Below are 23,785 nucleotides of genomic sequence, written 5' to 3' on the forward strand. Positions count from 1 at the left end.
TCGTTGTTCACGAAGTCGTAGAGCACTCGGGCGACGCGCAAGTTCCCCACCGACACGCGATCAGTCATGTTTCTCCTCCAAAATGGCCTCATTGGACGCCAGTGGCTACTTCGTCAGCCTACCGGCCGGCAGCCCGAGCGAGCGTAACCGCCTTACCCGCAATCGCAGGTCAGGCGCGCGAACAGCTCCGCCCATGGCGCCGGGGCGGACCTTGAGAACCGCTTTCTGGCAACGCATGTACTGCCGGCCAAGACCGTGAGCCCGCCAGCACGTTAGTGCGCCGGCGGCCGTTCAATCATACGGGCCATGGGCCGCGCCCTTCGCCAGGCGGCCCGCGAACGGTGTCACTGCGCGTCGTTCATGACGCGTCGCGCATACTGCCGACCAGGTCCTCGACCAGATCCTCCATCGCCACCATGGCGACCACGTCACCGCTGCCGCTGGTCACCAGCGCCAGATGGCTGTTGCTGCGCCGCATCCGCGACAGCGCGTCGGCGAGCGGCAACGACGTGGGTACCCGCGGCAGCGGGCGCACCAACGCCAGATCGATCACGGTCTCCGGATCGTCATTGAGCGTCAACACATCCTTGATGTGGAGGTAGCCGATGAATTTTCCGTCGCGCGCCGTGACCGGAAAGCGGGAGTAGCCGGTCTGCGCCAAAGCTCGCTCGACGTCGGCGACCTTTGGCCCCGAGCCCGAAGCGGCCACCGATAGCGCCCGCACGTCGTCTAGGGGTACGGCCACGTCGCCGACCACCCGGCTGCCGATCTGCAGCGCGCGGGTCAGCCTGCTGTGCTCCTCGGGATCCAGCAGGCCCTCGGACACCGATTCGGCGATCATCTCGCTGAGCACGACGGGGGAGACCGCGATGTGCAGCTCGTCCTTGGGCTCCACGCCCAGCGCGCGCAGTATCGCGTTGGCGCATTTGTTGTAGAACACGATGAACGGCCGGGCGGCGCGCACGTACGCCAGGTAGGGCGGGACCAGCAGCATGGCGGTGCGTTCCGGGCCGGCCAGTGCGATGTTTTTGGGCACCATCTCGCCGAGCAGCACGTGCAGCGTCACCACCATCGCCAGCGCGATCGCGAACGAAAGCGTGTGCAGCAGCGTCGCGTTCATGTCGGCGAGGCCGAGCCCCCGCCGCAGCAGGTTCGCGACCGCCGACTCACCGATCCGGCCCAGCAGCAGCGACGCCACAGTGACACCCAACTGGGCGCCGGCCAGCATCGACGACAGCTGTTCACCGGCCCGGATCACGGTGACCGCGCGCGCCTTGCCCTGTTCGGCCAGCGCTTCGAGGCGGTCCCGCCGCGCCGAGATCAGCGAGAATTCCGCGCCCACGAAGAACCCGTTCGCCCCGATCAGCAGGATCGCGAGCACCACTCCGAGTGTGTCGTTCATCAGTGGCCACGCCCCATCGCCGGTTCGGCGCGGCCGCGCAGTTCGGTCAGCTCGAGCAGATCGATGCGGCGGCCGTCCATCCGCACCACGGTCGCGCGCCAGGGCATCGACGCGTCAGGCAGGCCGTCCGGGTCCAACGCGGTCAGCTCGACCGTTTCCCCGGCCACCGGGATATGGCCGATTTCGCGAAGCACCAAACCGCCGATGGTCTCGTATGGCCCCTCGGGTGCGCGATACCCGATCGCGGCGGCCACTTCGTCGATGCGCAGCAAACCCGACACCCGCCAACCGCCACCGGCGGCGTACACGTCGGGCGTGGCGTCGTCGTGTTCGTCGCGGACGTCGCCCACGATCTCCTCGATCAGGTCCTCGACGGTCACCATGCCCGCGGTGCCGCCGTATTCGTCGACGACCATCGCGGTCTGCAGGGGATTGGCGCGGATCTCGGCCATCACCGCGTCGCCGTCCAGCGTCGACGGGACCACCGGGACCGGCTGCGCGACCGTCGCCAGCGGCGTGCTCGCCCGATGGGCCCGCGGAATCTTGAAGACCTGCTTGACGTGCACGATCCCGACGGTCTCGTCGAGATCGCCGGCGACGATCGGGAACCGGGAGAACCCCGACTCCGCGGCCGCGGCGACCAGGTCGCTGAGCGTGTCGTCGGTCTGCAGCGCCACGATCTTGGACCGCGGCGTCATCAGCTCCTCGGCGGTGAGCGCGCCGAACTGCAGCGAGCGGCGTACCAGCGCGGCGGTGGCCGGGTCCAGCGAGCCGCTGCGGGCCGAGCTGCGCACCAGCGACACCAGCTCCTGCGGCGAGCGGGCGGAGCGCAGCTCCTCGGCCGGCTCGATGCCCAGCTCGCGCACGATCCAGTTCGCCGCGCCGTTCATCAGCCGGATCGCCGGGGTGAGCAGCAGCGAGAACAGCAGCTGGACGGCGACGACGGCGCGCGCGGTCGTCAGGGGCCGCGCCACCGCGAGGTATTTGGGAACCAGCTCGCCGAACACCATCGACACCGACGTCACGATCACCAACACCAGAAACGCCATGATCGCGTCGCCCACCCGGTCGGCAATCCCCATCGCGTCGAACCACGGATGCGGCAGATCGGCGACCATGGGTTCGGTCAGGTAGCCGGTCACCAGCGTGGTGATCGAAATGCCGATCTGAGCACCCGAGAGCTGGAACGACAGCCTGTTCTGGGCGCGTTGGATCAGGCGGTCGCGGCGGCCACCGCGGCGCGCGTTGGCCTCAACGGTCGCGCGGTCCAGCGCGGTCAGGGAGAATTCGGCGGCGACAAACACGCCGTTGCCGAAGATGAGCACCGCGATGGCCAGCACGCTGACGACGGTGACGGTGAGGTTCATGGCGGAGCTCGGTTATCGGGATGACGTCGCCGGTCTGGCCCGGGCAGCGGTAGGGAGTCGCCGCCCCGCCCGGAAGGCCCCCGACTCCAACGGGGCCTCGACGGGTGCCTGCGGCACGTCATCCCTCTCGCTCTAGTACGGTTCCGGGCCGCGCTTCGCTTTGCTGCGGCCCGCAAAGTTCCAGGATTCACATGGTAGCGAAGGCGGCGGCGTCACCAGCCCAGCGGCAGCGGGTGTCCCTCGGCGAATCCGGCGGCGGATTGCACGCCGACGACGGCCCGTTCGTGCAGCTCCGCCAGGTTCGAGGCGCCGACGTACGTGCAGGTGCTGCGCACGCCCGAGGTGATGTGGTCGATCAGGTCCTCGACACCGCCGCGGTCGGGGTCCAGGCCCATTCGCGACGTCGAGATGCCTTCCTCGAACAACGCCTTGCGGGCGCGATCGAACTCGGTGTCGGCGGCGGCGCGGGCCACCACCGCCCGCTTGGACGCCATCCCGTAGCTCTCCTTGTACGGCTGCTCGTCGCGATCGCGCATCAGGTCGCCGGGCGACTCGTAGGTTCCGGCGAACCACGAGCCGATCATGACGTTCGACGCCCCGGCGGCCAGCGCCAGCGCCACGTCCCGCGGATGCCGGATCCCGCCGTCAGCCCACACGTGCCCACCGAGTTGCCTTGCCGCAGCGGCGCATTCGAGCACCGCGGAGAACTGCGGCCGGCCGACCCCGGTCATCATCCGGGTCGTGCACATGGCCCCCGGGCCGACACCGACCTTGACGATGTTCGCTCCCGCGCTCAGCAGATCCCGGGTGCCCTCCGCCGACACGACGTTGCCCGCGGCCAGCGGAACACCCAAGTCCAGCGATGCCACCAGCTTGATCGCCTCCAGCGTCTTGACCTGATGCCCGTGCGCGGTATCGATGACCAGCACGTCGACGCCGGCCTCGACGAGGGAGCGGGCCTTGGCCCCCACATCGCCGCTGATGCCCACGGCCGCGCCGATGCGCAGCCGCCCGGCCGCGTCGGTGGCTGGGGTGTACAGGCCGGTTCGCAGCGCCCCGGTGCGGGTGAGCACCCCCGCCAGCGTGTCGTCCGGGTTGGTCACCAGCGCGACCTCGATCGGGGCGTGCTCGAGCAGATCGAAGATTTTGCGCGGGTCGGTTCCGATCGGGGCGCTGACGAAGTCACGGGTGGCGACGTCGCGCACCCGGGTGAAGCGGTCGATGCCGTGGCATGACGATTCGGTCACCAGACCGATGGGCCGCCCCTCGAAGACCACCACGGCCACGCCGTGCGCGCGCTTGTGGATCAGCGCGACCGCGTCGGACACCGAATCGTCGGGCGCCAGCATCACCGGGGTGTCCAGGACGAGGTCGCGGCTCTTGACGAATTCCACCGTCTGTTGCACCGCGGTGATCGGAAGGTCTTGCGGCAGAACCACAATGCCGCCGCGCCGGGCAACGGTCTCGGCCATCCGCCGCCCGGCGACGGCGGTCATGTTGGAGACCACCACCGGGATGGTGGTGCCGGAGCCGTCGCCGGTGGACAGATCGACGTCGAACCGCGACGCCACGTCGGAACTGTTCGGCACGATGAAGACGTCGTTGTAGGTCAGGTCGTACCCGGGTCGGTGCCCGTCCAGAAATCTCATCGCTCTCGCCCCACCGTCTGCAGCCCCCGCTAGGCCATGTTAGTTGGCGCGGGCTAGGCGGGTACTTCGCTGCGGTCACCGCTCCACAGGGTGTGGAACTTCTTGCCGGGGTCCTCGTCGATGCGGCCGTAGGTGTGCGCTCCGAAGAAATCGCGCAGGCCCTGGGTCAGGGCGGCCGGCAGCCGCTCGGTGCGTAGCGCGTCGTAATACGACAGCGCCGAGGAGAACCCCGGGATCGGGATGCCCAACTGCGTGGCGGTAGCCACCACGCGGCGCCAGCCGTCGATCGCGGCCTCGATGGCGCTGCGGAAATACGGCGCCACGATCAGGGTGGGCAGTTCGGGATCGGAGTCGTACGCCTCCTTGATCCGGTTGAGGAACTTGGCCCGGATGATGCAGCCGCCGCGCCAGATGGTCGCGAGATCGCCGGGCGTGATGCCCCAGTCGTATTCGGCGCTGCCGGCCTGAATCTGGTTGAAGCCCTGCGCATAAGCGATGATCTTCGACGCGTACAACGCCTGGCGGACGTCCTCGACGAATTGCTTTGCATCGCTTGGTTTTTCGCCGAGCTGGCCCGACGCCAGCCCGGTGGTGGCCTTGCGCTGGGTCACCGAACCCGACAGCGCGCGGGCAAACACCGCCTCGGCGATCCCGGTGACCGGCACACCGAGATCCAGCGCCGACTTCACCGTCCAGCGTCCGGTGCCCTTCTGCTCGGCCTCGTCGAGGATCACGTCGACGAGCGGCTTGCCGGTCTTGGCGTCGTTTTGGCGCAGCACCTTCGCGGTGATCTCGACCAGGAAGCTGTCCAGGTCGCCGGAGTTCCACTCGTCGAACACGTCGGCGATCTCGTCGGCGGTCTTGCCGAGCCCGTCGCGCAGCAGCTGGTAGGCCTCGCCGATCAATTGCATGTCGGAGTACTCGATGCCGTTGTGCACCATCTTCACGAAGTGCCCGGCGCCGTCGGGCCCGATGTGGGTGCAGCACGGCACGCCGTCGACGTGCGCGGAGATCTCCTCGAGCAGGGGGCCCAGCGACGTGTAGGACTCAGCCGGCCCGCCCGGCATGATCGACGGCCCGTTCAGCGCGCCCTCTTCGCCGCCGGAAATGCCGGCGCCGACGAAGTGCAGCCCACGTTCGCGCATCGCCTTCTCCCGGCGAATAGTGTCGGTGTAGAGCGCATTGCCACCGTCGATGATGATGTCGCCCTGTTCCATGGCGTCGGCGAGCTGATCGATGACGGCGTCGGTGGGGTCGCCCGCCTTGACCATGATCAGCACGCGGCGCGGCTTCTCGAGCGCGTCAAGGAATTCCTCGATGGTCTCCGATCGCACGAACTTGCCCTCGTCGCCGTGCTCGGAGAGCAGCGCGTCGGTCTTGGCGACGGATCGGTTGTGCAGTGCCACCGTATAGCCGTGCCGGGCGAAATTGCGGGCGATGTTCGAGCCCATGACGGCCAGGCCGGTGACGCCGATCTGCGCGGTGCCGGTCTTGGAATTCGGCTGGGAATCCGACGAACTCATGTCTTGCCTTTCAGTTAGGCCGCTCCGGTTGGAGAACACTGTGGCACAGCGGAGTGGTCGTCCTCCAAGGGGTTTCGCTTCGCGGTGCGCTAGAGGTTGAACAGCCGCTGCAGCTCGGTGAGCCACGGTACGGCCAGCGCGATGGTGGGCACCACCAGAATGGCCGCCGCGGTCAGGTATGCGGCCGCCGACAGCGCGAGGCTGTTGCCGCGCCCGGCGAGCCGGCGGACCCGCACCACCGTGCTGGGACCGCTCGCGGCCAGCGCGCCCGACGGCGCTAGGCCGGACGCGCAGGCGACCAGCGCGCGGGCCAGGGGAGTGCGCCCGGTGGCGCGCACCGCGGCGTCGTCGGCCAGGAGCTCAACGAGCAGTTGCACGGCCCGAAGCGCGTTGGCGCTGCGGACCAGCCGCGGGAAGGCGGCGTGCACCGCGGTGAAGGCTTCCAGGACGAGGTCGTGCCGGGCCCGCAGATGGGCCCGTTCGTGGGTGAGGATGGCGGCGACTTCGGTGTCGGCGAGCGTGTTCAGCGTTCCCTCGCTCACCACCACGCGGCTGCGCACGCCCGGCAGGCAGTAGGCGAGCGGCTGGGGCACGTCCAAGACGCGAAGGTCACGGGCCCACGCGCACGCCTCGGCCAGCGCCGCATCGTGTCCCACGCCGACCAGGTCGACCACCATGCGGTGGTGCGCACGCCGTCGCCGGTTGGCGATGGCCACCCGTGCCATCGAGATCATCAATCGGACACCGACCAGCACGGTCAACGCGAAGACGGCGATGTATGCGGTCCACAGCGGCCAGCCAAGCCGGCCCTCGGCACCGATGACGCTGGCCGTGGGCCGCCCGTCCGGGCCGGGCATGAGCACCCGCGTGGCGATCGCGATGCCGGCGCTGAAAGCCGAGAGCACCGCGGCCAGCGCGATGGCCTGCCACAGCACCATCGCGGCCCGGGGAGCGCGCAGCGGCCACGTCGCGCGTGCCAACAATGCCGGCGCCGGGCCGACCAGCAGCACCGCGAGGAGGGTGAAGGCCGCCGCGGACACGCTGCTAGTCTCCCTTACTCCTCAGCGGTAGCGCCAGCCGCTGGCGTTTTGCGTTGGCTTGCTTCCAATTCGGCGAGCGCCCGCCGCAGCGCGTCCGCCTCGTCGGCGCCGACGCGTTCGACGAAGTGCACCAGCGCGGCGTGTCGGTCGCCGGAGTCCTCAGCCTGGGCCAGGGCATCGACCATCAGCCCCGCGACCAGCTCGTCGCGGCCGTGCACGGGCGCGTACCGGTGCGCCCGGTCGTCGCGGATCTGCGACACCAGATTCTTTTTAGCCAGCCGTTGCAGCACGGTCATGATCGTTGTGTAAGCGAGGTCGCGTCGCGCCGACAACGCTTCGTGGACCTGCCGAACGGTCTGGGGTTCCGCCGTGGACCACAGATGGTCCATGACGGCGCGTTCCAGATCCCCGAGCCGTGTCAGTTTGGCCATAGTTCGTCATCTCCTGAGCGTCGCACCAAGCGTACTCCTTGTTTACTACCGACTGTCGTATCGAATGCTGGGCAATCTCTGTGACCACCTCCGGGCCCCGCCGGCGCGGGCGCGGACGCTACAAACCACCCTTGCAATATTAGGGCAGCCTTGCCTATGCTGAGTCCGGTCGAGAGACAACGGACCGCGGCAGAGTCCTGAGGGCTGCAGTGACCCCCGGTCCGTCCAACTCGATCGGCGAGCCCCGTGCCTTTAGCGCACGGGGCTCGCCTGTTTCGGCGCTCGCCGCCGCGGCCTCGCGCCGGCCGGGTTGGCCATGGTGTAGACACATGAGCGTGCCACCGCCGCCCGACGCGAGCGTCCCGCCCGATTTCACGGCCCCGTTCGACAGCGAAATAGGGCTGCAATTCACCGAACTCAGCCCCGACGGGGCCCGGGCGCAGCTTGAGGTCACGCCGAAGCTGCTGCAGCCGATGGGCCTCGTGCACGGCGGTGTGTACTGCTCGATGGTCGAGAGCATGGCCAGCGTCGCGGCGTACACCTGGCTCGCCACGCGCGGCGGCGGGAATGTCGTCGGGGTCAACAACAACACCGATTTCTTGCGGTCCATCGGCTCGGGGATGGTCTACGGCGCCGCGGACCCGATCCACCGCGGCCGGCGTCAGCAGCTGTGGCTGGTCACCATCACCGACGCGGACGGCCGGGTGGTCGCCCGGGGTCAGGTGCGGCTGCAAAACCTTGTGGACACGTAATACCTTGCGCTACAACGGATTCCGGGTGGTGCGAGCGGGCTAACTAGCCCGCCGCGCGGCCTCGGCCGGGGCGCGGGCCTCGGCCGCCAATTCGGCGAGCTGTTCGAGCCGTGTTCGCGCGAACGCCTGCTGGTCGGTGATCGTCAGCTGGCCGCGCCGGGTGCTCAGGAAGGTCACCGTCCACGACAGCAGCGTGGTGATCTTCGTCTTGAACCCGATCAGGTACACCAGGTGCAGCACCAACCAGATCAGCCAGGCGATGAAACCACTGAACTCCAGCGGGCCGATCTTGGCGACCGCGGAGAACCGCGACACCGTCGCCATCGAGCCCTTGTCGAAGTATTGGAACGGCTCCCGCTCCGCCGGGTCGGCGCCGGCGAGCTCGGCCTTGATCGTGTTGGCGACGTACTTGGCGCCCTGGATGGCGCCCTGGGCCACGCCTGGCACGCCCTCGACGGCGGCCATATCGCCGACGACGAACACGTTCGGGTAGCCGGGGATGGACAGGTCGGGCAGCACTTTCACCCGTCCGGCCCGGTCCAGTTCTGCCGGCGACTGCTCGGCGAGATCCCTGCCCAGGCGGCTGGCCTGCACGCCCGCGGACCAGACCTTGCACGCCGACTCGATGCGCCGCACGGTGCCATCGGAGTCCTTGACCGTGATGCCGTTGCGGTCCACGTCGGTGACCATGGCGCCCAGCTGGATTTCGACGCCCATCTTCTCCAGTCGCGCGGCCGCACGCTCGCCCAGCTTTTCGCCCATCGGCGGCAACACCGCGGGGGCGGCGTCGAGCAGGATCACCCGCGCCCGCGTCGAATCGATATGCCGGAACGATCCTCGCATGGTGTGTTGCGCCAATTCGGCGATCTGCCCAGCCATTTCGACGCCCGTGGGCCCGGCCCCGACGACGGTGAACGTCAGCAGCTTCCTGCGGCGCTCGGGATCGCTCGACCGTTCCGCCTGTTCGAACGCGCTGAGGATCCGGCCGCGCAGCTCCAGCGCGTCGTCGATCGACTTCATGCCGGGCGCGAACTCCGCGAAGTGGTCGTTGCCGAAGTAGGACTGACCGGCCCCGGCGGCCACGATCAGGCTGTCGTAGGGGGTTTCGTAGGTGTGGCCCAGCAACTCCGACACGACGCACTGGTTGGCCAGGTCGATGTGGGTGACGTTGCCGAGCAGGACCTGGACGTTGCGCTGGTTGCGCAACACCACCCGAGTCGGCGGGGCGATTTCCCCCTCGGAAATGATCCCGGTGGCGACTTGGTACAGCAACGGCTGGAACAGGTGGTGGGTGGTGCGGGCGATCAGTTTGATGTCGACGTCGGCCCGCTTGAGCTTCTTTGCCGCATTGAGTCCGCCGAACCCTGATCCGATGATGACGACGCGATGCCGACGCTTCGGTTCAGCTGTACCTTCTGGCTGCGGGCTCATGTATCCGTTGCTCCTGCCGGGGCTCCTTGATGCGCGAATTCAGTTAGCTACCACGCTAGTCAAGCCGCCACCCGGAAACCCAGATCGTAAGCCTGTGTAATGAACCACACCGGCGGTATTACCGCTGGTCGCCGAACGTGATCCGCGTCATGCCCCGCCGCTCGCGGCGGTCCCGGCTACAGGCCGACCAATGGCCGCAGCGCCTCGCCGGCCGCGGCGATGATGCCGGGTGTGTAGAAGGGCATGTTGATGATCACCCCGTCGACACCGGCGTCCAAGATCTTGGTCTTGATTTGGTCGGCGACCGAGTCGACGCTGCCGACGACCATGCGCTGGGTCATCTCCGCGGGGATCTGGTCGGCCTTGAAATTCTCGTCGACGACCGCCGTGGTGAGGGTGCTGGTTTCCAGCGTGGCCGGATCGCGGCCGATCTCCTCGCAGCGCTCCCGAACCACCCGCACCTTGGCCGGCAGCTCGTCGAACCCGGCGATGATGTTGAGGTGGTCGAAGTGCCGAGCCGCGAGCGGGATCGTCTTCTTCTCGCCGCTGCCGCCGATCATCAGCGGAATGTGTTCGCGGAAGCGAGGATTGGCCATCGCCTGGTCGGTGTGATACCACTTGCCGGAAAAGGTCGGCCGTTCGCCCTTGATCATCGGCAGGATGATCTGCAGCGCCTCGTCGAGCCGGTTGAACCGGTCGGTGAAGTTGCCGAATTCGAAACCCAGCTGATTGTGCTCGAGCTCGAACCAACCGGTCCCGATGCCCAGGATCGCCCGGCCCTGGCTCACCACGTCGAGCGTGGTGATGATTTTGGCCAGCAGCGTCGGATTGCGATACGTGTTGCCGGTTACCAAGGTGCCCAGTTGCACCCGTTCGGTCGCGGTGGCGAGCGCACCCAACGCGGTGTACGCCTCCAGCATCGGCTGGTCGGGATCGCCCAGCATGGGCAGTTGGTAGAAGTGGTCCATCACGAAAACCGAGTCGAAACCAGCCGATTCGGCCTCGCGGGCCTGAGCCAGAACAGTGGGGAAGAGTTTGTCTACCCCGGTGCCGTAAGAGAAATTGGGAATCTGCAGACCGAGTCGAATAGCCACGCGCTCTACCGTAGTGCGGCGCCGCGTGACGGGATACGGCTCTTATTCAGCCTCAGGCGAAACTGGCCAGCGCCCCGTGGCTGACGTGCAGCGTCTGGCCGGTGATGTGGCGAGCCGCCGAGGTGGTGAGGAACAGCGCCAAGCGGGCGACCTCCGTCGCGACCGACGGCGGGGTGCGCGAAAGGCCGTCGTAGCCGGCCTGGGCGCTTCGCCCGCTGGCCACCACGTTGATGGTGATCCCCCGAGTGCCGAAGATCTCGGCCTGGCCGGCAGCCCAATTCGAAAGGGCCGCTTTGATTCCGGAGTCGACGCTGCCCGCGGGCGGGTTTTCCGCAACCACGCCGATGATGGAGCCACCGGAGCGCAGGTGATCGCCCACGGCCTGCACGGTCAGCACCGCCGAAAGCACCGTCGCGTCAAGCGCGCTGCGCCACGCCCGGGCCGTGTCGGACATCGAATAGGTGCGCGGGTCGCCGCCGTCCCAGCCGGGAGCCGGCACGTGGACGATGGTGTCGAGATGATGGGGGAACAGGCCACGCGCCTCTTCGAGACTGGCCGGGTCGGTGGTGTCGCAGACGATCGCGTCCACGTCGAGCTCTTTGGCGGCGATTTCGAGGTCGCTGCGCCGCGCGCCCACGAGGGTCACCTTGTGACCGTCATCGCGGAAGCCCTCGGCCACTGTGCGCCCCAGCTCCGTGTCCCCGCCGGTGACCAGCACTTCCACAGCCATGACCTCCTCATGTTCAACGTTGAACCCCGACGTTGCGGCGTCGATTTCCATCGATGTTACTGGACAGTAGCTATACGGCGAAATTCCAGGCGGCGCGCCGCGCGAATCATTTGAATAACTATTCGGTCGCCACGTTTTTGCGACGATTTAGGCCCCAATCAGGCCGCATCCACGGCGGGTTAGGGTTCATCCATGCGCCGGGTCCAGGCCGTTGGGCTATCCGCGATGCTGCTGACCGCCCTCGTGTCCTGCGGCTCCAAGCCACCCTCGTCGTCACCGTCCGGGCCGCCGCAGACCTCCGGATCAATCGTGGTCTTCGCGGCGGCCTCGCTGAAATCCGCGTTCACCCAACTCGGAGAGCGGTTCAAGACCGAGAATCCGGGCGGCGGCGTCGAGTTCGAATTCGGGGGCTCCTCGGAGCTCGCGACCCAGCTGACTCAGGGCGCGACCGGCGACGTCTTCGCGTCCGCCGACACCGCGCAGATGGACGTCGTCTCCAGGGCCGGGCTGTTGGCCACCAGCGCGACGAACTTCGCCTCCAACACACTGGTGATCGTCACCGCGCCGGGCAACCCGAAAAACATCGTCGCCTTCGCCGACCTTGCCAAACCCGGCCTCAGCGTGGTGATCTGCCAACAGCCGGTGCCCTGCGGATCGGCGACCCAGCGCGTCGAGGACACCACCCGGGTGCGCCTGAACCCGGTCAGCGAGGAGCTCAGCGTGACCGACGTCCTCAACAAGGTCACCAGCGGGCAGGCCGACGCGGGGCTGGTCTACGTCACCGACGCGCACAGCGCCGGAAACAAGGTGACGACCGTCAACTTTCCCGAGGCCGCGGGCGCCGTCAACGTCTATCCGATCGGGGTGCTGAAGAAGGCGCCAAAGCCGGTCCTGGCGCAGAAGTTCGTGACTTTGGTGACCTCCGGCGCGGGTCAGCAGATCCTGGCCCAGTCGGGCTTCGCCAAGCCCTGACAGCCGCTCATGCATCGTCCGACGGATCTGCCCCGCTGGGTGTACATCCCCGCCGCCGCGGGGATCGTCTTCGTAGCATTGCCGCTGCTGTCGATCGCGATCGAGGTCGACTGGCCGAATTTCTGGTCGCTGATCACCAGCCCGTCGTCGCGGACCGCGCTACTGCTGAGCCTGGAGACCGCCTCCGCCAGCACCGCGCTGTGCGTGCTGCTCGGAGTGCCCATGGCGCTGGTGCTGGCGCGCGGCACCGGGCGGCTCGTGCGGCTGCTGCGGCCGCTGATCCTGGTCCCGCTGGTGTTGCCGCCGGTGGTTGGTGGCATCGCATTGCTGTATGCGTTCGGCAGGCTCGGGTTGGTGGGGCGGTACTTGGAGGCGGCCGGCGTCAGCATCGCGTTCAGCACCACCGCCGTGGTGCTGGCGCAGACCTTCGTCTCGCTGCCGTTTCTGGTGATCTCGCTCGAGGGCGCCGCGCGCACCGCGGGAGCCGACTACGAGGTGGTCGCGGCGACGCTGGGGGCGCGGCCCAGCACCGTCTGGTGGCGGGTCACCTTGCCGCTGCTGCTGCCGGGCATGGTGTCGGGCGCGGTGCTGGCGTTCGCCCGCTCGCTGGGGGAGTTCGGCGCGACGCTGACTTTCGCCGGGTCGCGGCAGGGGGTGACTCGCACGCTGCCGCTTGAGATTTACCTGCAGCGGGTCAGCGACGCCAACGCGGCGGTGGCGTTGTCGATCCTGCTCGTGGTGCTGGCCTCGCTGGTGGTGCTCGGCCTGGGGGCGCGCAGGCTGACCGGGAACCCGATTGGGATTGGGGCGAGGTAGCCGGCGATGAGCGAGTTGCAGCTTCGCGCGGTTGTGGCCAATCGGCTGCTGGGCGTGGAGTTTTCGGTGTCCGCGGGTGAGGTGCTCGCGGTGCTGGGGCCGAACGGCGCCGGGAAGTCGACCGCTCTGCACGTCATCGCCGGGCTGGTGCGACCCGACGAGGGCGTGGTGCGCCTGGGGGATCGGGTATTGACCGACACGTCGTCCGGTCTCAACGTGGCGACCCACGATCGCCGGGTTGGGCTGCTGCTGCAGGACCCGTTGCTGTTCCCTCACATGAGCGTCGCCGCCAACGTCGCCTTCGGACCGCACAGCCGTCGCAGCATTCGTGGCATGTCGCGTTCCGTTCGCGCCGGACGGCGCGAGACCGCGCTGCGCTGGCTGCGCGAGGTGGACGCCGAGGGGCTCGCCGACCGGAAACCGCGGCAACTGTCCGGCGGCCAGGCCCAGCGGGTCGCGATCGCCCGGGCGTTGGCGGCCGAGCCCGACGTGCTGCTGCTGGACGAGCCGCTCACCGGGCTGGACGTCGGCGCGGCCGCGGCCATCCGCGCGGTGCTGCGCAACGTCGTCACCCGCGGCGCCTGCGCCGTGGTCCTGATAACGCATGACCTGCTCGACGTGCTGACCCTGGCCGATCGGGTGCTGGTGCTGGAGTCCGGGAAGATCGCCGAGATCGGCTCGGTGGCCGAGGTGCTGGCCGCGCCGCGCAGCAATTTCGGCGCCCGCATCGCGGGGATCAATCTGGTCAACGGGACGATCGAAGAAGACGGCGCGCTGCGTGCTCGCTCCGGCGACCACTGGCACGGGATTCCCGCCCACGCCCTCGGCGTCGGGCGGGACGCCATCGCGGTGTTCCCGCCGACGGCGGTGGCCGTCTATCGCGACCGGCCGCACGGCAGCCCGCGCAACTGCATCGAGCTGACCGTCGCGGAGCTGGGAGTCCGCGGTTCCGCGGTCTTGGTGCGCGCCGGTGAGCAGGCCGACGGCGCGCCGGGCCTGGCCGCGGAGATCACCGTCGACGCCGCGTCGGAGCTGCGGCTGGCGCCGGGCCAGCGGGTGTGGTTTTCGGTCAAGGCGCATGAAGTGGCGCTGTATCCGGCGGCGCAACGCCACGCTGATTCGTGACAGGCGGGCGAACTCCACGGATGCGAAACCGGTTGCACATCGGCAACATCGGGAGCACCGGATCGCATCGTCCGCAAGGCACCCTTGCGTCACAGCCGTAACACGGTAGTTTCGTGGCCATGGATCAGGTGGACCCGAACTCGACACGTCGCAAAGCACTGTGGGCGACGCTGGCGATCGCCACGGTGACCAGTGCCAGCGCCGTCACCATCGCGTTACCGGCGTCGTCACACGCCGATCCCGAGACCCCGACGCCGGTCCCGGCAACCACGACCGCCGCACCGCCGCCGGCGGGAGCTCCGGCTCCGAACGCGCAACCGGCGCCGAATGCCCAACCCGCGCCGGGCGATCCCAACGCCGTGCCGCCGCCGCCCGTCGATCCGAACGCCCCGCCACCCCCGGACCCGAACGCCGGGCGCCTCGGCAATGCCGTCGGCGGATTCAGCTTCGTGCTGCCCCCCGGCTGGGTGGAGTCGGACGCGTCGCACCTCGACTACGGCTCGGAGCTGCTGAGCAAGACGATCGGCAACCCGCCGGCGCCGAACCAGGCGCCACCGGTCGCCAACGACACCCGCATCGTCATGGGCCGGCTGGACCAAAAGCTTTACGCCAGCGCCGAACCCAACAATGCCAAGGCCGCCGTCCGGCTGGGCTCCGACATGGGTGAGTTCTTCATGCCGTATCCGGGCACGCGGATCAACCAGGCGACGGCGCCGCTGACCGGCGCCAACGGGCTCACCGGAAGCGCGTCGTACTACGAAGTGAAGTTCAGCGATCCGAGCAAGCCGAACGGCCAGATCTGGACCGGGGTCATGGGGTCAGCTACCGCGAGCCCGCCGCAACGCTGGTTCGTGGTGTGGCTCGGCACCTCGAATGACCCGGTGGACACGAACGCGGCAACGGCGCTCGCGCAGTCGATACAGCCCTGGACGCCACCGCCGGCCGCGCCCGCGCCGGGAGCGCCCGCGCCCGCACCCGGAGCACCGGCCCCCGCGCCGGCTCCAGGCGCACCCGCGCCGGCCGCGCCGCCGGCCCAGGCGCCCGCGGGAGAGGCCACTCCCACGCCGGCGCCGCAGCAGACCGAATCCGCCTGACCCGGTTAACGTCGCGCTGCGCATTTGTCGTAGCCGGTAGTCGTGGGGCCGCGGCATCTCTCGTTTTCGCCTGGAGGATTACCCAAGTCAACTCGGCAATCGCTACAGCCCTGGGGTTGGCCGGAGCCGCACCGGGGTACCCGTCGAGCGTCCCCGCTAATCAATACCTGAAGGAGCCGGCGTGATCCTGCACATCATTTGGATGATCGTCATTGGTCTCGTTGTCGGCGCAATTGCGCGACTAATCGTGCCTGGCAGGCAGCCGTTGGGCATAATAGCGACTGCGCTTCTCGGCATCGTTGGATCGTATGTCGGCGGGACGCTGGGAAGCGTGGTTTTCCCACCGCACAAGTTTACGATTACCCCCCCGATCCATCACTCGTTTTTGGGCGCGATAGTCGGCGCGGTGATCTTGTTGTTGATCTACAAATTCGCGACGTCACGCACGAAAACTTTGTAGGCGCGCCAAACCTGTCATTTTTAGCGTTTCCTAATCGGCGGCACGAGGCAGCAAGATGAACTGATGGCCGCGGCGGCAACCACGACGATGCGCGCGTGGCGAGTGCGTCGGCCCGGACCGATGGAAACCGGTCCGCTCGAGCAGGTCACCGCCGACGTGCCACGCCCCGAGCCCTCCGAGTTGCTGGTGGCAGTGCGCGCATGCGGGGTGTGTCGCACCGATCTACACGTCGCCGAGGGTGATCTTCCGGTTCACCGCGAGCACGTGACACCCGGCCACGAGGTGGTGGGGGAGGTGATGGAAGTCGGCTCAGAGGCGGTCGGTGACGGCTTCGAGGTGGGCGACCGGGTAGGGATTGCCTGGCTGCGCCACACCTGCGGCGTCTGCAAGTACTGCCGTCGGGGCGCCGAGAACCTGTGTCCGGAGTCGCGCTATACCGGCTGGGATGCCGACGGGGGGTACGCCGAATTCGCCACGGTCCCTGCGGCTTTCGCACACCACCTGCCGAGCGGCTACAGCGACAGCGAGCTCGCCCCGTTGCTGTGCGCCGGCATCATCGGATATCGCTCCCTGCTGCGCGCCGAGCTACCGCCCGGCGGCCGGCTGGGTATCTACGGCTTCGGCGGCAGCGCCCACATCACCGCGCAAGTCGCGTTGGCGCAAGGCGCCGAGGTGCACGTGATGACGCGCGGAGCCGAGGCGCAGCAGCTGGCGCGCAAGCTCGGGGCGGCGTCGGCCCAAGGCGCGGCCGATCCGCCGCCGGTGCCGCTGGACGCTGCGATCCTGTTCGCCCCGGTCGGCGATCTGGTACCGCCCGCGATGGAGGCGCTCGACCGGGGCGGGACGTTGTCGATCGCCGGGATCCACCTGTCCGACGTTCCGAGCCTGAACTATCAACGACACTTGTTTCAGGAGCGCGAAATCCGGTCGGTCACGTCGAACACCCGGGCCGACGCGCGGGCGTTCCTCGACTTCGCCGCCGGGCATCACATCGAGGTGACCACGCCGGAATACCCGCTGGCACAAGCGGATCGGGCGCTGTCCGATTTGGCCGGCGGACACATCGCCGGCGCCGCCGTGCTGCTGGTGTGACGCGGCCTCAGGTCGACAGATGCCAGACGAGCGCGGCGGCCAGGGCCCCCAGCCCGTTCAGCGACCAATGCAACGCGATCGGCGCGATCAGGCTGCCGCTGCGCCGGCGTAACCAGCTGAAGACGAATCCGGCTGTCGCGGTGGCCAATACGGCCAACGTCACGCCGGCCAGCATCCCGACGAAACCCCCGCCGAACACACGGGTGAAACCGACGTTGCTGCTCGTCAGCCCCAGCGACGTGGCGACGTGCCACAGGCCGAACAGCAGGGAACCCGCCAGCGCGACCCCGCGAAATCCCCAGGCCCGGCTCAACGCGCCGTGCAGCACACCCCGAAACGCCAACTCCTCGGGTATCACGGTTTGCAGCGGAATGATGACCATCGACGCGATCAGCGCGCCCGAGATCGTCGCGTAGTGATTGTTCATGAACATCGGCCGGGTCATCGGCAGCAGCACACCGACCGCGATGACCGACGCGACCACGCCGACCGCGGCCAGCGCATAGCCGAACCCGGACTTCCAATGCTCACGGCCCAGGCCGAGGTCGGCCCAGTCCAGACCGTTGGCGCGCATCAACAACGCCAGCCCGACCGCGGCGGCGGGGACGGTCGCGACGCTCGCCCAGGGGGTGGTGAAGTGCGCGATCAGGTTGGTGAGCACCAGCACCACGACCACCACGGCGATGTCGAGGTGAACCCGGAAGCGGTGCAGCGCCGAAAGCTGCGACACCACCGGATGGGTGTGGGCGGCCGTCGTCGCGTCGGGCATCGGGCAAGTTTACCCGCGGCCCGCGTCGGCCCAGCTCACTTCGACTGCGGCGACTCCCAGGTCCAGTCGGCGATCGCCGGATCGTCCTCGCCGTGCTCGCGGGTGTAGCGGCGGGCGGCGATGCGCGCGTCCACCATGCGCTGACGAAGCACCGCGGAGCGGTTGGCCAGCCCGTCCACGCGGTCGATGACATCCATGACCAGGTGGAAGCGGTCGAGGTCGTTGAGCATCACCATGTCGAACGGTGTCGTGGTGGTGCCCCGCTCCTTGAAACCGCGCACGTGGATGTGGTGGTGGTTAGTGCGGCGGTAACTGAGCCGGTGGATCAGCCACGGGTAACCGTGGTAGGCGAAGATCACCGGCTTGTCGCGGGTGAACAGCGCGTCGAATTCGTTGTCGGGCAAGCCATGTGGGTGCTCGGAGTCCGGCAGCAGGCGCATCAGGTCGACGACGTTGACCACCCGCACGGCCAGGTCGGGCACTTCGCGGCGCAGGATGTCGGCGGCGGCCAGCGTCTCCTGCGTCGGGATGTCGCCGGCGCAGGCGAGCACCACGTCGGGCTCGGCGGTGGCCGTGCTCGCCCACTGCCAGATCCCCAGCCCGCGGGTGCAGTGCGCGATCGCATCGTCCATCGAAAGGTAGCTCAGCGCCGGCTGCTTGCCGGCGACGATGACGTTGATGTAGTCGCGGCTGCGCAGGCAGTGGTCGGCCACCGAGAGGAGCGTGTTGGCGTCCGGCGGCAGGTAGACCCGGACGATCTCGGCGCGCTTGTTGGCGACCAGGTCGATGAACCCGGGGTCCTGATGGGACGCGCCGTTGTGGTCCTGGCGCCACACGTGCGAGCTCAGCAGGTAATTGAGCGACGCGATCGGCTGGCGCCAGGGCAAGTCGCGACTGGTGGACAGCCATTTGGCGTGCTGGTTCAGCATTGAGTCGACGATGTGCACGAACGCCTCATAGCAGTTGAACAGGCCGTGCCGGCCGGTCAGCAGATAGCCTTCCAGCCAGCCCTGGCACAGGTGCTCGGACAGCACCTCCATCACGCGGCCGTCCGGCGCGAGGTTTTCGTCATCGGGCCCGGTCTCCGAAAGCCACACCTTGTCGGTGGATTCGTACACGGCGTCCAGCCGATTCGATGCCGTCTCGTCGGGCCCCATGAGCCGGAAGCGGTTCGGGTTGCGGGCGATGACGTCGCGCAGGAACGTGCCCAGCACCCGGGTGGCCTCGTGCATCGTCGCGGCGGGTTGTTCGACCTCCACCGCGTAGTCGCGAAAGTCCGGGAGGTCCAACTCACGCAGCAACAGCCCGCCGTTGGCGTGCGGGTTGGCGCTCATCCGACGGTCACCGCGCGGTGCGATCGCCCGCAGCTCGGCGCGCAGCGCGCCGCTCTCGCCGAACAACTCCTCGGGCCGGTAGCTGCGCAGCCACTCCTCGAGCTGCGCGCGGTGCTCGGGGTTTTCGTGCGTCGCGGCCAGCGGCACCTGGTGCGCCCGCCAGGTGCCCTCGACCCGCTTTCCGTCCACCTCCTTGGGTCCGGTCCAGCCTTTGGGCGTGCGCAGCACGATCATCGGCCACACCGGCCGGTCGGTCGCTCCACCGGAACGCGCCGCGCGCTGAATGGCCGCGATGTCGTCGAACGCGTCGTCGAGGGCGGCGGCCAGCTGCTGGTGCACCGACGCCGGTTGGTCGCCGGAAACTGTGATCGGCCGGTATCCGTAACCGCGCAACAGCGATTCGAGCTCGGTCTGCGGGATTCGCGCCAGCACCGTCGGGTTGGCGATCTTGTACCCGTTGAGGTGCAGGATCGGCAACACCGCGCCGTCGACGGCCGGGTTGAGGAATTTGTTCGAGTGCCAACTGGTTGCCAGCGGCCCGGTCTCGGCCTCGCCGTCGCCGATCACGCACGCGACCACCAGGTCCGGGTTGTCGAACGCCGCGCCATAGGCGTGCACCAGCGCGTAGCCGAGTTCACCGCCCTCGTGGATGGACCCGGGGGTCTGGGCGGCGACATGGCTGGGGATGCCGCCGGGGAAGGAGAACTGGCGGAACAGCCGGCGCAGCCCTTCGGTGTCCTCCCCGATGCCGCTGTACACCTCGCTGTAGGTGCCCTCGAGGTAGGCGTTCGCCACCAGTCCGGGCCCGCCGTGACCGGGCCCGGTGACGTAGATGACGTTGGCGTCGCGGTTGCGGATGATCCGGTTCAGGTGCGCGTAGATGAGGTTGAGTCCCGGCGTGGTGCCCCAGTGGCCCAACAGCCGCGGTTTCACGTGTTCGGCCGACAGCGGCGCGGTCAGCAGCGGGTTGTCCAGCAGATAGATCTGCCCGACCGACAGGTAGTTGGCGGCGCGCCAGTACTTGTCGATGAGGCCCAGTTCGTTGTCGGAGAGTTTCGTGGTCGCGGTCGTTTCGGTTTCTAGGCTCACCCGCCCGATTGTCCGCGCTTCCGATGAACCGGCGCTAGGCGGCGCTCATTCTTCGCCTCGGGCGCGGGCCTCATAGGCGCGGCGCTGTTCGACGTCGACCTCGTCGGTGAAGACGTGCTCGCCGCCCAGCAGGCGGTTGAGACCCTCGCCCAGCCTGCGCGGCATGAACTTCTGCGACGCGACCATCGCGCCCGCCGCCCTGGTGACGCGCACCCGCGGCCTCGGGCGGACGACCAACCCGACGATCGCGTCGGCGATTTCGGAGGGCTCGGCGTTACGGAATCCCTTGGCGCCCTTGGTGCCCGCGGTCAGCTCGGTGTTGACGAACGACGGCAACACCATCGAGAAGTGCACGCCGGCCGAGCGGTATTCGAGCCTCGCGGAGTCGGTGAACGCGACCACCGCGTGCTTGCTCGCGCAGTAGGTGGCCAGCCCGACGGCGTAGATCTCGCCGGCGAGTGAGGCGACGTTGATGACGTGGCCGGATCCGCGGGGGACCATGCGCTGCACCGCCAGCTTGCTGCCCAGCATCACGCCGTACACGTTGATGTCCAGAATGCGGCGGGTGACCGCGTCGGGCTCGTCGATGATCCGGCCGACGGGCATGATGCCGGCGTTGTTGACCAGCACATCGATCGGTCCGAGCTGACGCTCGACGTCGTCGAGGAACTCCGAAAACGAGTGCGGGTCGGTGACATCGAGCTTGCCGTGGACATCGAGGCCGAGCGCGGCGCCCGACTCCTTCACGCACACCTCGTCGATGTCGCCGATCGCGACCTTGGCGCCCAGGTTGTGCAGCGCGGTCGCGGTGGCCAATCCGATGCCCCGCGCGCCGCCGGTGATCACGATGACCTTGTCGCGGACCTTCAGGCCTACTGCGGTGTCTGCCATGTTGATCCCTTCCGGTCTTAACAGGTGTCAACTATGCGATCCGGTAAGCACAGCACTCGACGTCGGGGTGCGCAATAAGTCCGCTCGCTCAGCGCAGGGTCAGCCACGCCAGGCTCGAAGCGCCGACCAGTGCGCAGTAGACGGCGAACGGTGTCAGCGTGCGCGTTTGGAAGTACCGGGTGAGATAGCGCACGGCGAGGTAGGCGCAGACGAATGACGCGATGCTGCCGGCCAGGACCTGCCCACCGATGCCGCTTCCCAGGGGCCCGAACAGTTCCGGGATTTTGTAGACCCCGGCCGCCAGGATGATGGGCGTTGCCAGCAGGAAGGAGAACCGGGCGGCGTCTTCGTGGGACAGCCCGCGCCAGAGGCCGGCCACGATCGCGATGCCGGAGCGGCTGATGCCCGGCAGCAGGGCCAGGATTTGGGCCGAGCCGATCAGCACACCGCGGCCCAGGGGCAGTTCGGCCAGCCGATTGTCGACGGCCTCGCCGCTGTGCGCGGCCTCTTCCGTGTGCGCGGCCTCATCGGCCGGCGGGTCCTCGTGAGCGGGCGCCACGCGGCGGCGCAGGACCTCGCCCGCATACAGGGCGACGCCGTTGAGGAGCAGGAACGCCGCCGCCGGAATGGGTTTGCCCAGCGTGGTTCGGAACAACTGTTCCAGCGCCAGCCCGGCCAAGCCCACCGGGATGGTGGCCAGCACGATCAGCCAGGCCAACCGCTCATCGGGAGTGCGGATTCGGCGGTACCGCACCGAGGAGAGGAATCCCGCCAGGATGCGCACCCAGTCGCGCCAGAAGAACACCAGCAGCGCCGCGGCCGTCGCGACATGGAGACCGACGATGAAGGCCAGGTAGGGCGATTGGGGTGCGGACACGTTGAGGTCTCGGGCCCATTGCCCGCCGACCAGTGCCGGCACCAATACCGAGTGCCCGAGGCTCGAGACCGGGAACAGTTCGGTGATGCCCTGGGCGGCGCCGACGATCACGGCTTCGACATAGCTCAAGTGCGCGCTCATTGGTTGGCGGTCTCCATCCGATCGTGGGTCGGCCTGTGACGATAGCCAAAGGCTCGTGGCTTACCCATGGCCCATGCCCGCGGCCGGGCGGCGTCGACCCCGCGATAGGTTCGTCGGGTGACCGTCGACCCCCGCACACCGGTGCTGATCGGCTGGGGTCAGGTCAACCATCGCGACGACATCGACCCGGCAACGCGGTCTGTCGAACCGGTCGACCTGATGGCCGCCGCGGCCCGGCAGGCCGGGGATGCCCGGGTGATCGAGGCCCTCGATTCCATCCGGGTGGTCAACGTGCTGTCCGCGCACTACCGCGATCCCGCGCTGCTGCTCGGCGAGCGGATCGGCGCCTCCGGCTTCCGCACGCTGTACAGCCCGGTCGGCGGCAACGTGCCGCAGTCGCTGGTCAACCAGGCGTGCCTGGACATCCAGGCGGGCCGGGCCGGCGTCGTGCTGCTGGCCGGTGCCGAAACGTGGCGGACCCGGCGGGGGCTGAAGGCCAAGGGCGGCAAACTCGAGTGGACTGCTCAGGACGAATCCGTCCCGTTGGCGGAGGTCAGCGGCGACGACGTCCCGATGGCCGGCGACGCGGAGATCAGGATCGGCCTGGACCGCCCCGCCTACGTCTATCCGCTGTTCGAGCAGGCGCTTCGCATCGCCCGCGGCGAATCGGTCGAGGACCACCTCGACCGCGTCGCCGAATTGTGGGCGCGCTTCAACGCCGTCGCGGTCGGCAATCCCAACGCCTGGATCCGCAAGCCGGTGACCCCGGAGGAGATTCGGCGGCCCGGACCGCAGAACCGGATGATCAGCTGGCCGTACACCAAGTTGATGAACTCCAACAACATGGTGGACCAGGGCGCCGCGCTGATCCTGGCGTCGGCCGAGCAGGCGCAACGCCTGCGGATCCCGGCCGACCGTTGGGTCTACCCGCATGCGGGCACCGACGCGCACGACACCCCGGCCATCGCCGAACGTGACGAGCTGCACCGGTCCACCGCCATCCGGATCGCGGGCGCCCGGGCGCTGGAGCTCGCCGGCCTGGGCATCGACGGCGTCGACTACGTCGACCTGTACTCGTGCTTTCCGTCCGCCGTTCAGGTGGCCGCGGCCGAACTTGGGCTGGCCGTCGACGATCCGGCGCGTCCGCTGACCGTTACCGGTGGGCTGACGTTCGCGGGCGGCCCGTGGAGCAACTACGTTATGCACTCGATCGCCACCGTCGCCGACCTGTTGGTGGCCAATCCGGGGCGGCGCGCCCTGATCACCGCCAACGGCGGCTACCTGACCAAGCACAGCTTCGGGGTCTACGGCACCGAACCTCCTACCGAATTCCGTTGGGAGGACGTGCAATCCGCGGTGGATCGGGAACCCATCCGCGACGGATTGGTCGAGTGGGAGGGCGTCGGCACCGTCGAAGCCTGGACGACTCCGTTCGACCGGGATGGGCGGCCGGAAAAGGCATTCGTTGCAGTGCGCACGCCCGACGGGTCGCGAACGCTGGCGGTGATCACCGACGGCGCCGCGGCGCAGGAAACCGTGCATGACGACATCGGTGGCGCCAAAGTTGCCGTCGCCGCGGACGGCAGCGCCACGCTGCGGTAGCCCGTCGCGGGAATACCGCCAGGCCAGAGCCCCGTTTGGGGAGTAACAGTCGCGCAATTGACAGCGACTTGCCTATTGTCGAGGTGACGTTCGGGGAGGTGAGC

Annotated in this window: 22 protein-coding genes; 8 read left to right on the top strand and 14 right to left on the bottom strand. The window is 68.5% G+C overall.

Annotation, left to right across the window (positions count from 1 at the left end):
* From A5736_RS27305 to A5736_RS23495, 7 genes are all read right to left on the bottom strand, one after another.
* Nucleotides 1-68, bottom strand: a 68-nt coding sequence (locus A5736_RS27305; RefSeq protein WP_371328408.1) for a hypothetical protein, incomplete at its 3' end; no start/stop codon positions are given.
* 290 nt (nt 69-358) lie between these two features.
* Nucleotides 359-1,402, bottom strand: coding sequence for a hemolysin family protein (locus A5736_RS23470; RefSeq protein ID WP_076248935.1), 1,044 nt, complete (start codon nt 1,400-1,402; stop codon nt 359-361).
* Nucleotides 1,402-2,769, bottom strand: coding sequence for a hemolysin family protein (locus A5736_RS23475; RefSeq protein WP_076248937.1), 1,368 nt, complete (start codon nt 2,767-2,769; stop codon nt 1,402-1,404). The genes A5736_RS23470 and A5736_RS23475 overlap by 1 nt, the downstream gene beginning before the upstream one ends.
* Nucleotides 2,770-2,981: 212 nt before the next feature.
* Entirely contained in the window at nt 2,982-4,418 is a 1,437-nt protein-coding gene (locus A5736_RS23480; RefSeq protein WP_076248939.1) for a GuaB1 family IMP dehydrogenase-related protein, read from the bottom strand.
* Between the two features lie 53 nt (nt 4,419-4,471).
* Nucleotides 4,472-5,941 (bottom strand): NADP-dependent phosphogluconate dehydrogenase, encoded by a 1,470-nt coding sequence (gene gndA, locus A5736_RS23485; protein ID WP_076123187.1) that lies wholly within the window; start codon nt 5,939-5,941, stop codon nt 4,472-4,474.
* A gap of 89 nt (nt 5,942-6,030) precedes the next feature.
* Nucleotides 6,031-6,981 (bottom strand): M56 family metallopeptidase, encoded by a 951-nt coding sequence (locus A5736_RS23490; protein ID WP_076123189.1) that lies wholly within the window; start codon nt 6,979-6,981, stop codon nt 6,031-6,033.
* Between the two features lie 14 nt (nt 6,982-6,995).
* Nucleotides 6,996-7,412: a BlaI/MecI/CopY family transcriptional regulator gene (locus A5736_RS23495; protein WP_076123192.1), complete on the bottom strand. Its 417-nt coding sequence runs from the start codon at nt 7,410-7,412 to the stop codon at nt 6,996-6,998.
* Nucleotides 7,413-7,741: 329 nt separating this feature from the next.
* Here A5736_RS23495 and A5736_RS23500 point away from each other — a divergent pair, with 329 nt between their 5' ends.
* Entirely contained in the window at nt 7,742-8,164 is a 423-nt protein-coding gene (locus A5736_RS23500) for a PaaI family thioesterase (protein WP_369805031.1), read from the top strand.
* Nucleotides 8,165-8,203: 39 nt separating this feature from the next.
* On the opposite strand, the gene A5736_RS23505 is transcribed toward A5736_RS23500, so the two are convergent.
* The 3 genes from A5736_RS23505 to A5736_RS23515 form a co-directional block, all read right to left on the bottom strand.
* A complete protein-coding gene (locus A5736_RS23505; RefSeq protein ID WP_076248940.1) occupies nt 8,204-9,595 on the bottom strand; it encodes an NAD(P)/FAD-dependent oxidoreductase in 1,392 nt (463 codons plus the stop codon).
* A 176-nt stretch (nt 9,596-9,771) separates the two neighbouring features.
* The gene (locus tag A5736_RS23510; protein WP_076248942.1) at nt 9,772-10,689 is read right to left on the bottom strand and encodes an LLM class F420-dependent oxidoreductase; all 918 of its coding nucleotides are present in this window, start codon (nt 10,687-10,689) and stop codon (nt 9,772-9,774) included.
* Nucleotides 10,690-10,741: 52 nt separating this feature from the next.
* Nucleotides 10,742-11,419, bottom strand: coding sequence for an SDR family oxidoreductase (locus tag A5736_RS23515; RefSeq protein ID WP_076249041.1), 678 nt, complete (start codon nt 11,417-11,419; stop codon nt 10,742-10,744).
* Nucleotides 11,420-11,611: 192 nt separating this feature from the next.
* On the opposite strand from A5736_RS23515, the gene modA reads away from it, so the two are divergent.
* From modA to A5736_RS23545, 6 genes are all read left to right on the top strand, one after another.
* Nucleotides 11,612-12,391 carry a molybdate ABC transporter substrate-binding protein gene (modA, locus tag A5736_RS23520; RefSeq protein WP_076248944.1) on the top strand — a complete coding sequence of 260 codons (780 nt, stop codon included), beginning with the start codon at nt 11,612-11,614 and terminating at the stop codon, nt 12,389-12,391.
* A 9-nt stretch (nt 12,392-12,400) separates the two neighbouring features.
* Nucleotides 12,401-13,207 carry an ABC transporter permease gene (locus A5736_RS23525; RefSeq protein ID WP_076248945.1) on the top strand — a complete coding sequence of 269 codons (807 nt, stop codon included), beginning with the start codon at nt 12,401-12,403 and terminating at the stop codon, nt 13,205-13,207.
* 6 nt (nt 13,208-13,213) lie between these two features.
* Complete coding sequence (locus A5736_RS23530; protein ID WP_076248947.1) at nt 13,214-14,332, top strand: sulfate/molybdate ABC transporter ATP-binding protein; 1,119 nt, start codon at nt 13,214-13,216, stop codon at nt 14,330-14,332.
* 119 nt (nt 14,333-14,451) lie between these two features.
* Entirely contained in the window at nt 14,452-15,426 is a 975-nt protein-coding gene (locus A5736_RS23535) for an alanine and proline-rich secreted protein Apa (RefSeq protein WP_076248948.1), read from the top strand.
* 181 nt (nt 15,427-15,607) lie between these two features.
* Nucleotides 15,608-15,886, top strand: a complete 279-nt coding sequence (locus tag A5736_RS23540) for a GlsB/YeaQ/YmgE family stress response membrane protein (RefSeq protein ID WP_076123207.1) — start codon at nt 15,608-15,610, stop codon at nt 15,884-15,886.
* A 63-nt stretch (nt 15,887-15,949) separates the two neighbouring features.
* Complete coding sequence (locus A5736_RS23545) at nt 15,950-16,978, top strand: zinc-binding alcohol dehydrogenase family protein (protein ID WP_076248950.1); 1,029 nt, start codon at nt 15,950-15,952, stop codon at nt 16,976-16,978.
* A 7-nt stretch (nt 16,979-16,985) separates the two neighbouring features.
* Here A5736_RS23545 and A5736_RS23550 read toward each other — a convergent pair whose 3' ends face one another.
* The 4 genes from A5736_RS23550 to A5736_RS23565 form a co-directional block, all read right to left on the bottom strand.
* Entirely contained in the window at nt 16,986-17,747 is a 762-nt protein-coding gene (locus A5736_RS23550) for a CPBP family intramembrane glutamic endopeptidase (protein WP_076115497.1), read from the bottom strand.
* Nucleotides 17,748-17,782: 35 nt separating this feature from the next.
* Nucleotides 17,783-20,170, bottom strand: coding sequence for a phosphoketolase (locus A5736_RS23555; RefSeq protein WP_076248952.1), 2,388 nt, complete (start codon nt 20,168-20,170; stop codon nt 17,783-17,785).
* A gap of 45 nt (nt 20,171-20,215) precedes the next feature.
* Nucleotides 20,216-21,061, bottom strand: a complete 846-nt coding sequence (locus A5736_RS23560) for an SDR family oxidoreductase (RefSeq protein WP_076058051.1) — start codon at nt 21,059-21,061, stop codon at nt 20,216-20,218.
* A gap of 88 nt (nt 21,062-21,149) precedes the next feature.
* Nucleotides 21,150-22,079 carry an undecaprenyl-diphosphate phosphatase gene (locus tag A5736_RS23565; RefSeq protein WP_076248954.1) on the bottom strand — a complete coding sequence of 310 codons (930 nt, stop codon included), beginning with the start codon at nt 22,077-22,079 and terminating at the stop codon, nt 21,150-21,152.
* Between the two features lie 117 nt (nt 22,080-22,196).
* On the opposite strand from A5736_RS23565, the gene A5736_RS23570 reads away from it, so the two are divergent.
* On the top strand, nt 22,197-23,681 hold the full coding sequence (locus A5736_RS23570; protein ID WP_076248956.1) for an acetyl-CoA acetyltransferase: 1,485 nt from the start codon (nt 22,197-22,199) through the stop codon (nt 23,679-23,681).
* Nucleotides 23,682-23,785: the final 104 nt, after the last annotated feature.

This window comes from Mycobacterium sp. SP-6446 (assembly GCF_001954045.1).
In the GTDB taxonomy this organism is placed as follows: domain Bacteria; phylum Actinomycetota; class Actinomycetes; order Mycobacteriales; family Mycobacteriaceae; genus Mycobacterium.

Coding starts and splice junctions, on each gene's coding strand:
- A5736_RS23530 (WP_076248947.1), top strand. CDS start 13,214: ATGAGCGAGTTGCAGCTTCGCGCGGTTGTGGCCAATCGGCTGCTGGGC.
- A5736_RS23475 (WP_076248937.1), bottom strand. CDS start 2,769: ATGAACCTCACCGTCACCGTCGTCAGCGTGCTGGCCATCGCGGTGCTC.
- A5736_RS23565 (WP_076248954.1), bottom strand. CDS start 22,079: ATGAGCGCGCACTTGAGCTATGTCGAAGCCGTGATCGTCGGCGCCGCC.
- A5736_RS23495 (WP_076123192.1), bottom strand. CDS start 7,412: ATGGCCAAACTGACACGGCTCGGGGATCTGGAACGCGCCGTCATGGAC.
- modA (WP_076248944.1), top strand. CDS start 11,612: ATGCGCCGGGTCCAGGCCGTTGGGCTATCCGCGATGCTGCTGACCGCC.
- A5736_RS23550 (WP_076115497.1), bottom strand. CDS start 17,747: ATGCCCGACGCGACGACGGCCGCCCACACCCATCCGGTGGTGTCGCAG.
- A5736_RS23500 (WP_369805031.1), top strand. CDS start 7,742: ATGAGCGTGCCACCGCCGCCCGACGCGAGCGTCCCGCCCGATTTCACG.
- A5736_RS23480 (WP_076248939.1), bottom strand. CDS start 4,418: ATGAGATTTCTGGACGGGCACCGACCCGGGTACGACCTGACCTACAAC.
- A5736_RS23515 (WP_076249041.1), bottom strand. CDS start 11,419: ATGGCTGTGGAAGTGCTGGTCACCGGCGGGGACACGGAGCTGGGGCGC.
- A5736_RS23545 (WP_076248950.1), top strand. CDS start 15,950: ATGGCCGCGGCGGCAACCACGACGATGCGCGCGTGGCGAGTGCGTCGG.
- A5736_RS23505 (WP_076248940.1), bottom strand. CDS start 9,595: ATGAGCCCGCAGCCAGAAGGTACAGCTGAACCGAAGCGTCGGCATCGC.
- A5736_RS23535 (WP_076248948.1), top strand. CDS start 14,452: ATGGATCAGGTGGACCCGAACTCGACACGTCGCAAAGCACTGTGGGCG.
- A5736_RS23470 (WP_076248935.1), bottom strand. CDS start 1,402: ATGAACGACACACTCGGAGTGGTGCTCGCGATCCTGCTGATCGGGGCG.
- A5736_RS23525 (WP_076248945.1), top strand. CDS start 12,401: ATGCATCGTCCGACGGATCTGCCCCGCTGGGTGTACATCCCCGCCGCC.
- gndA (WP_076123187.1), bottom strand. CDS start 5,941: ATGAGTTCGTCGGATTCCCAGCCGAATTCCAAGACCGGCACCGCGCAG.
- A5736_RS23560 (WP_076058051.1), bottom strand. CDS start 21,061: ATGGCAGACACCGCAGTAGGCCTGAAGGTCCGCGACAAGGTCATCGTG.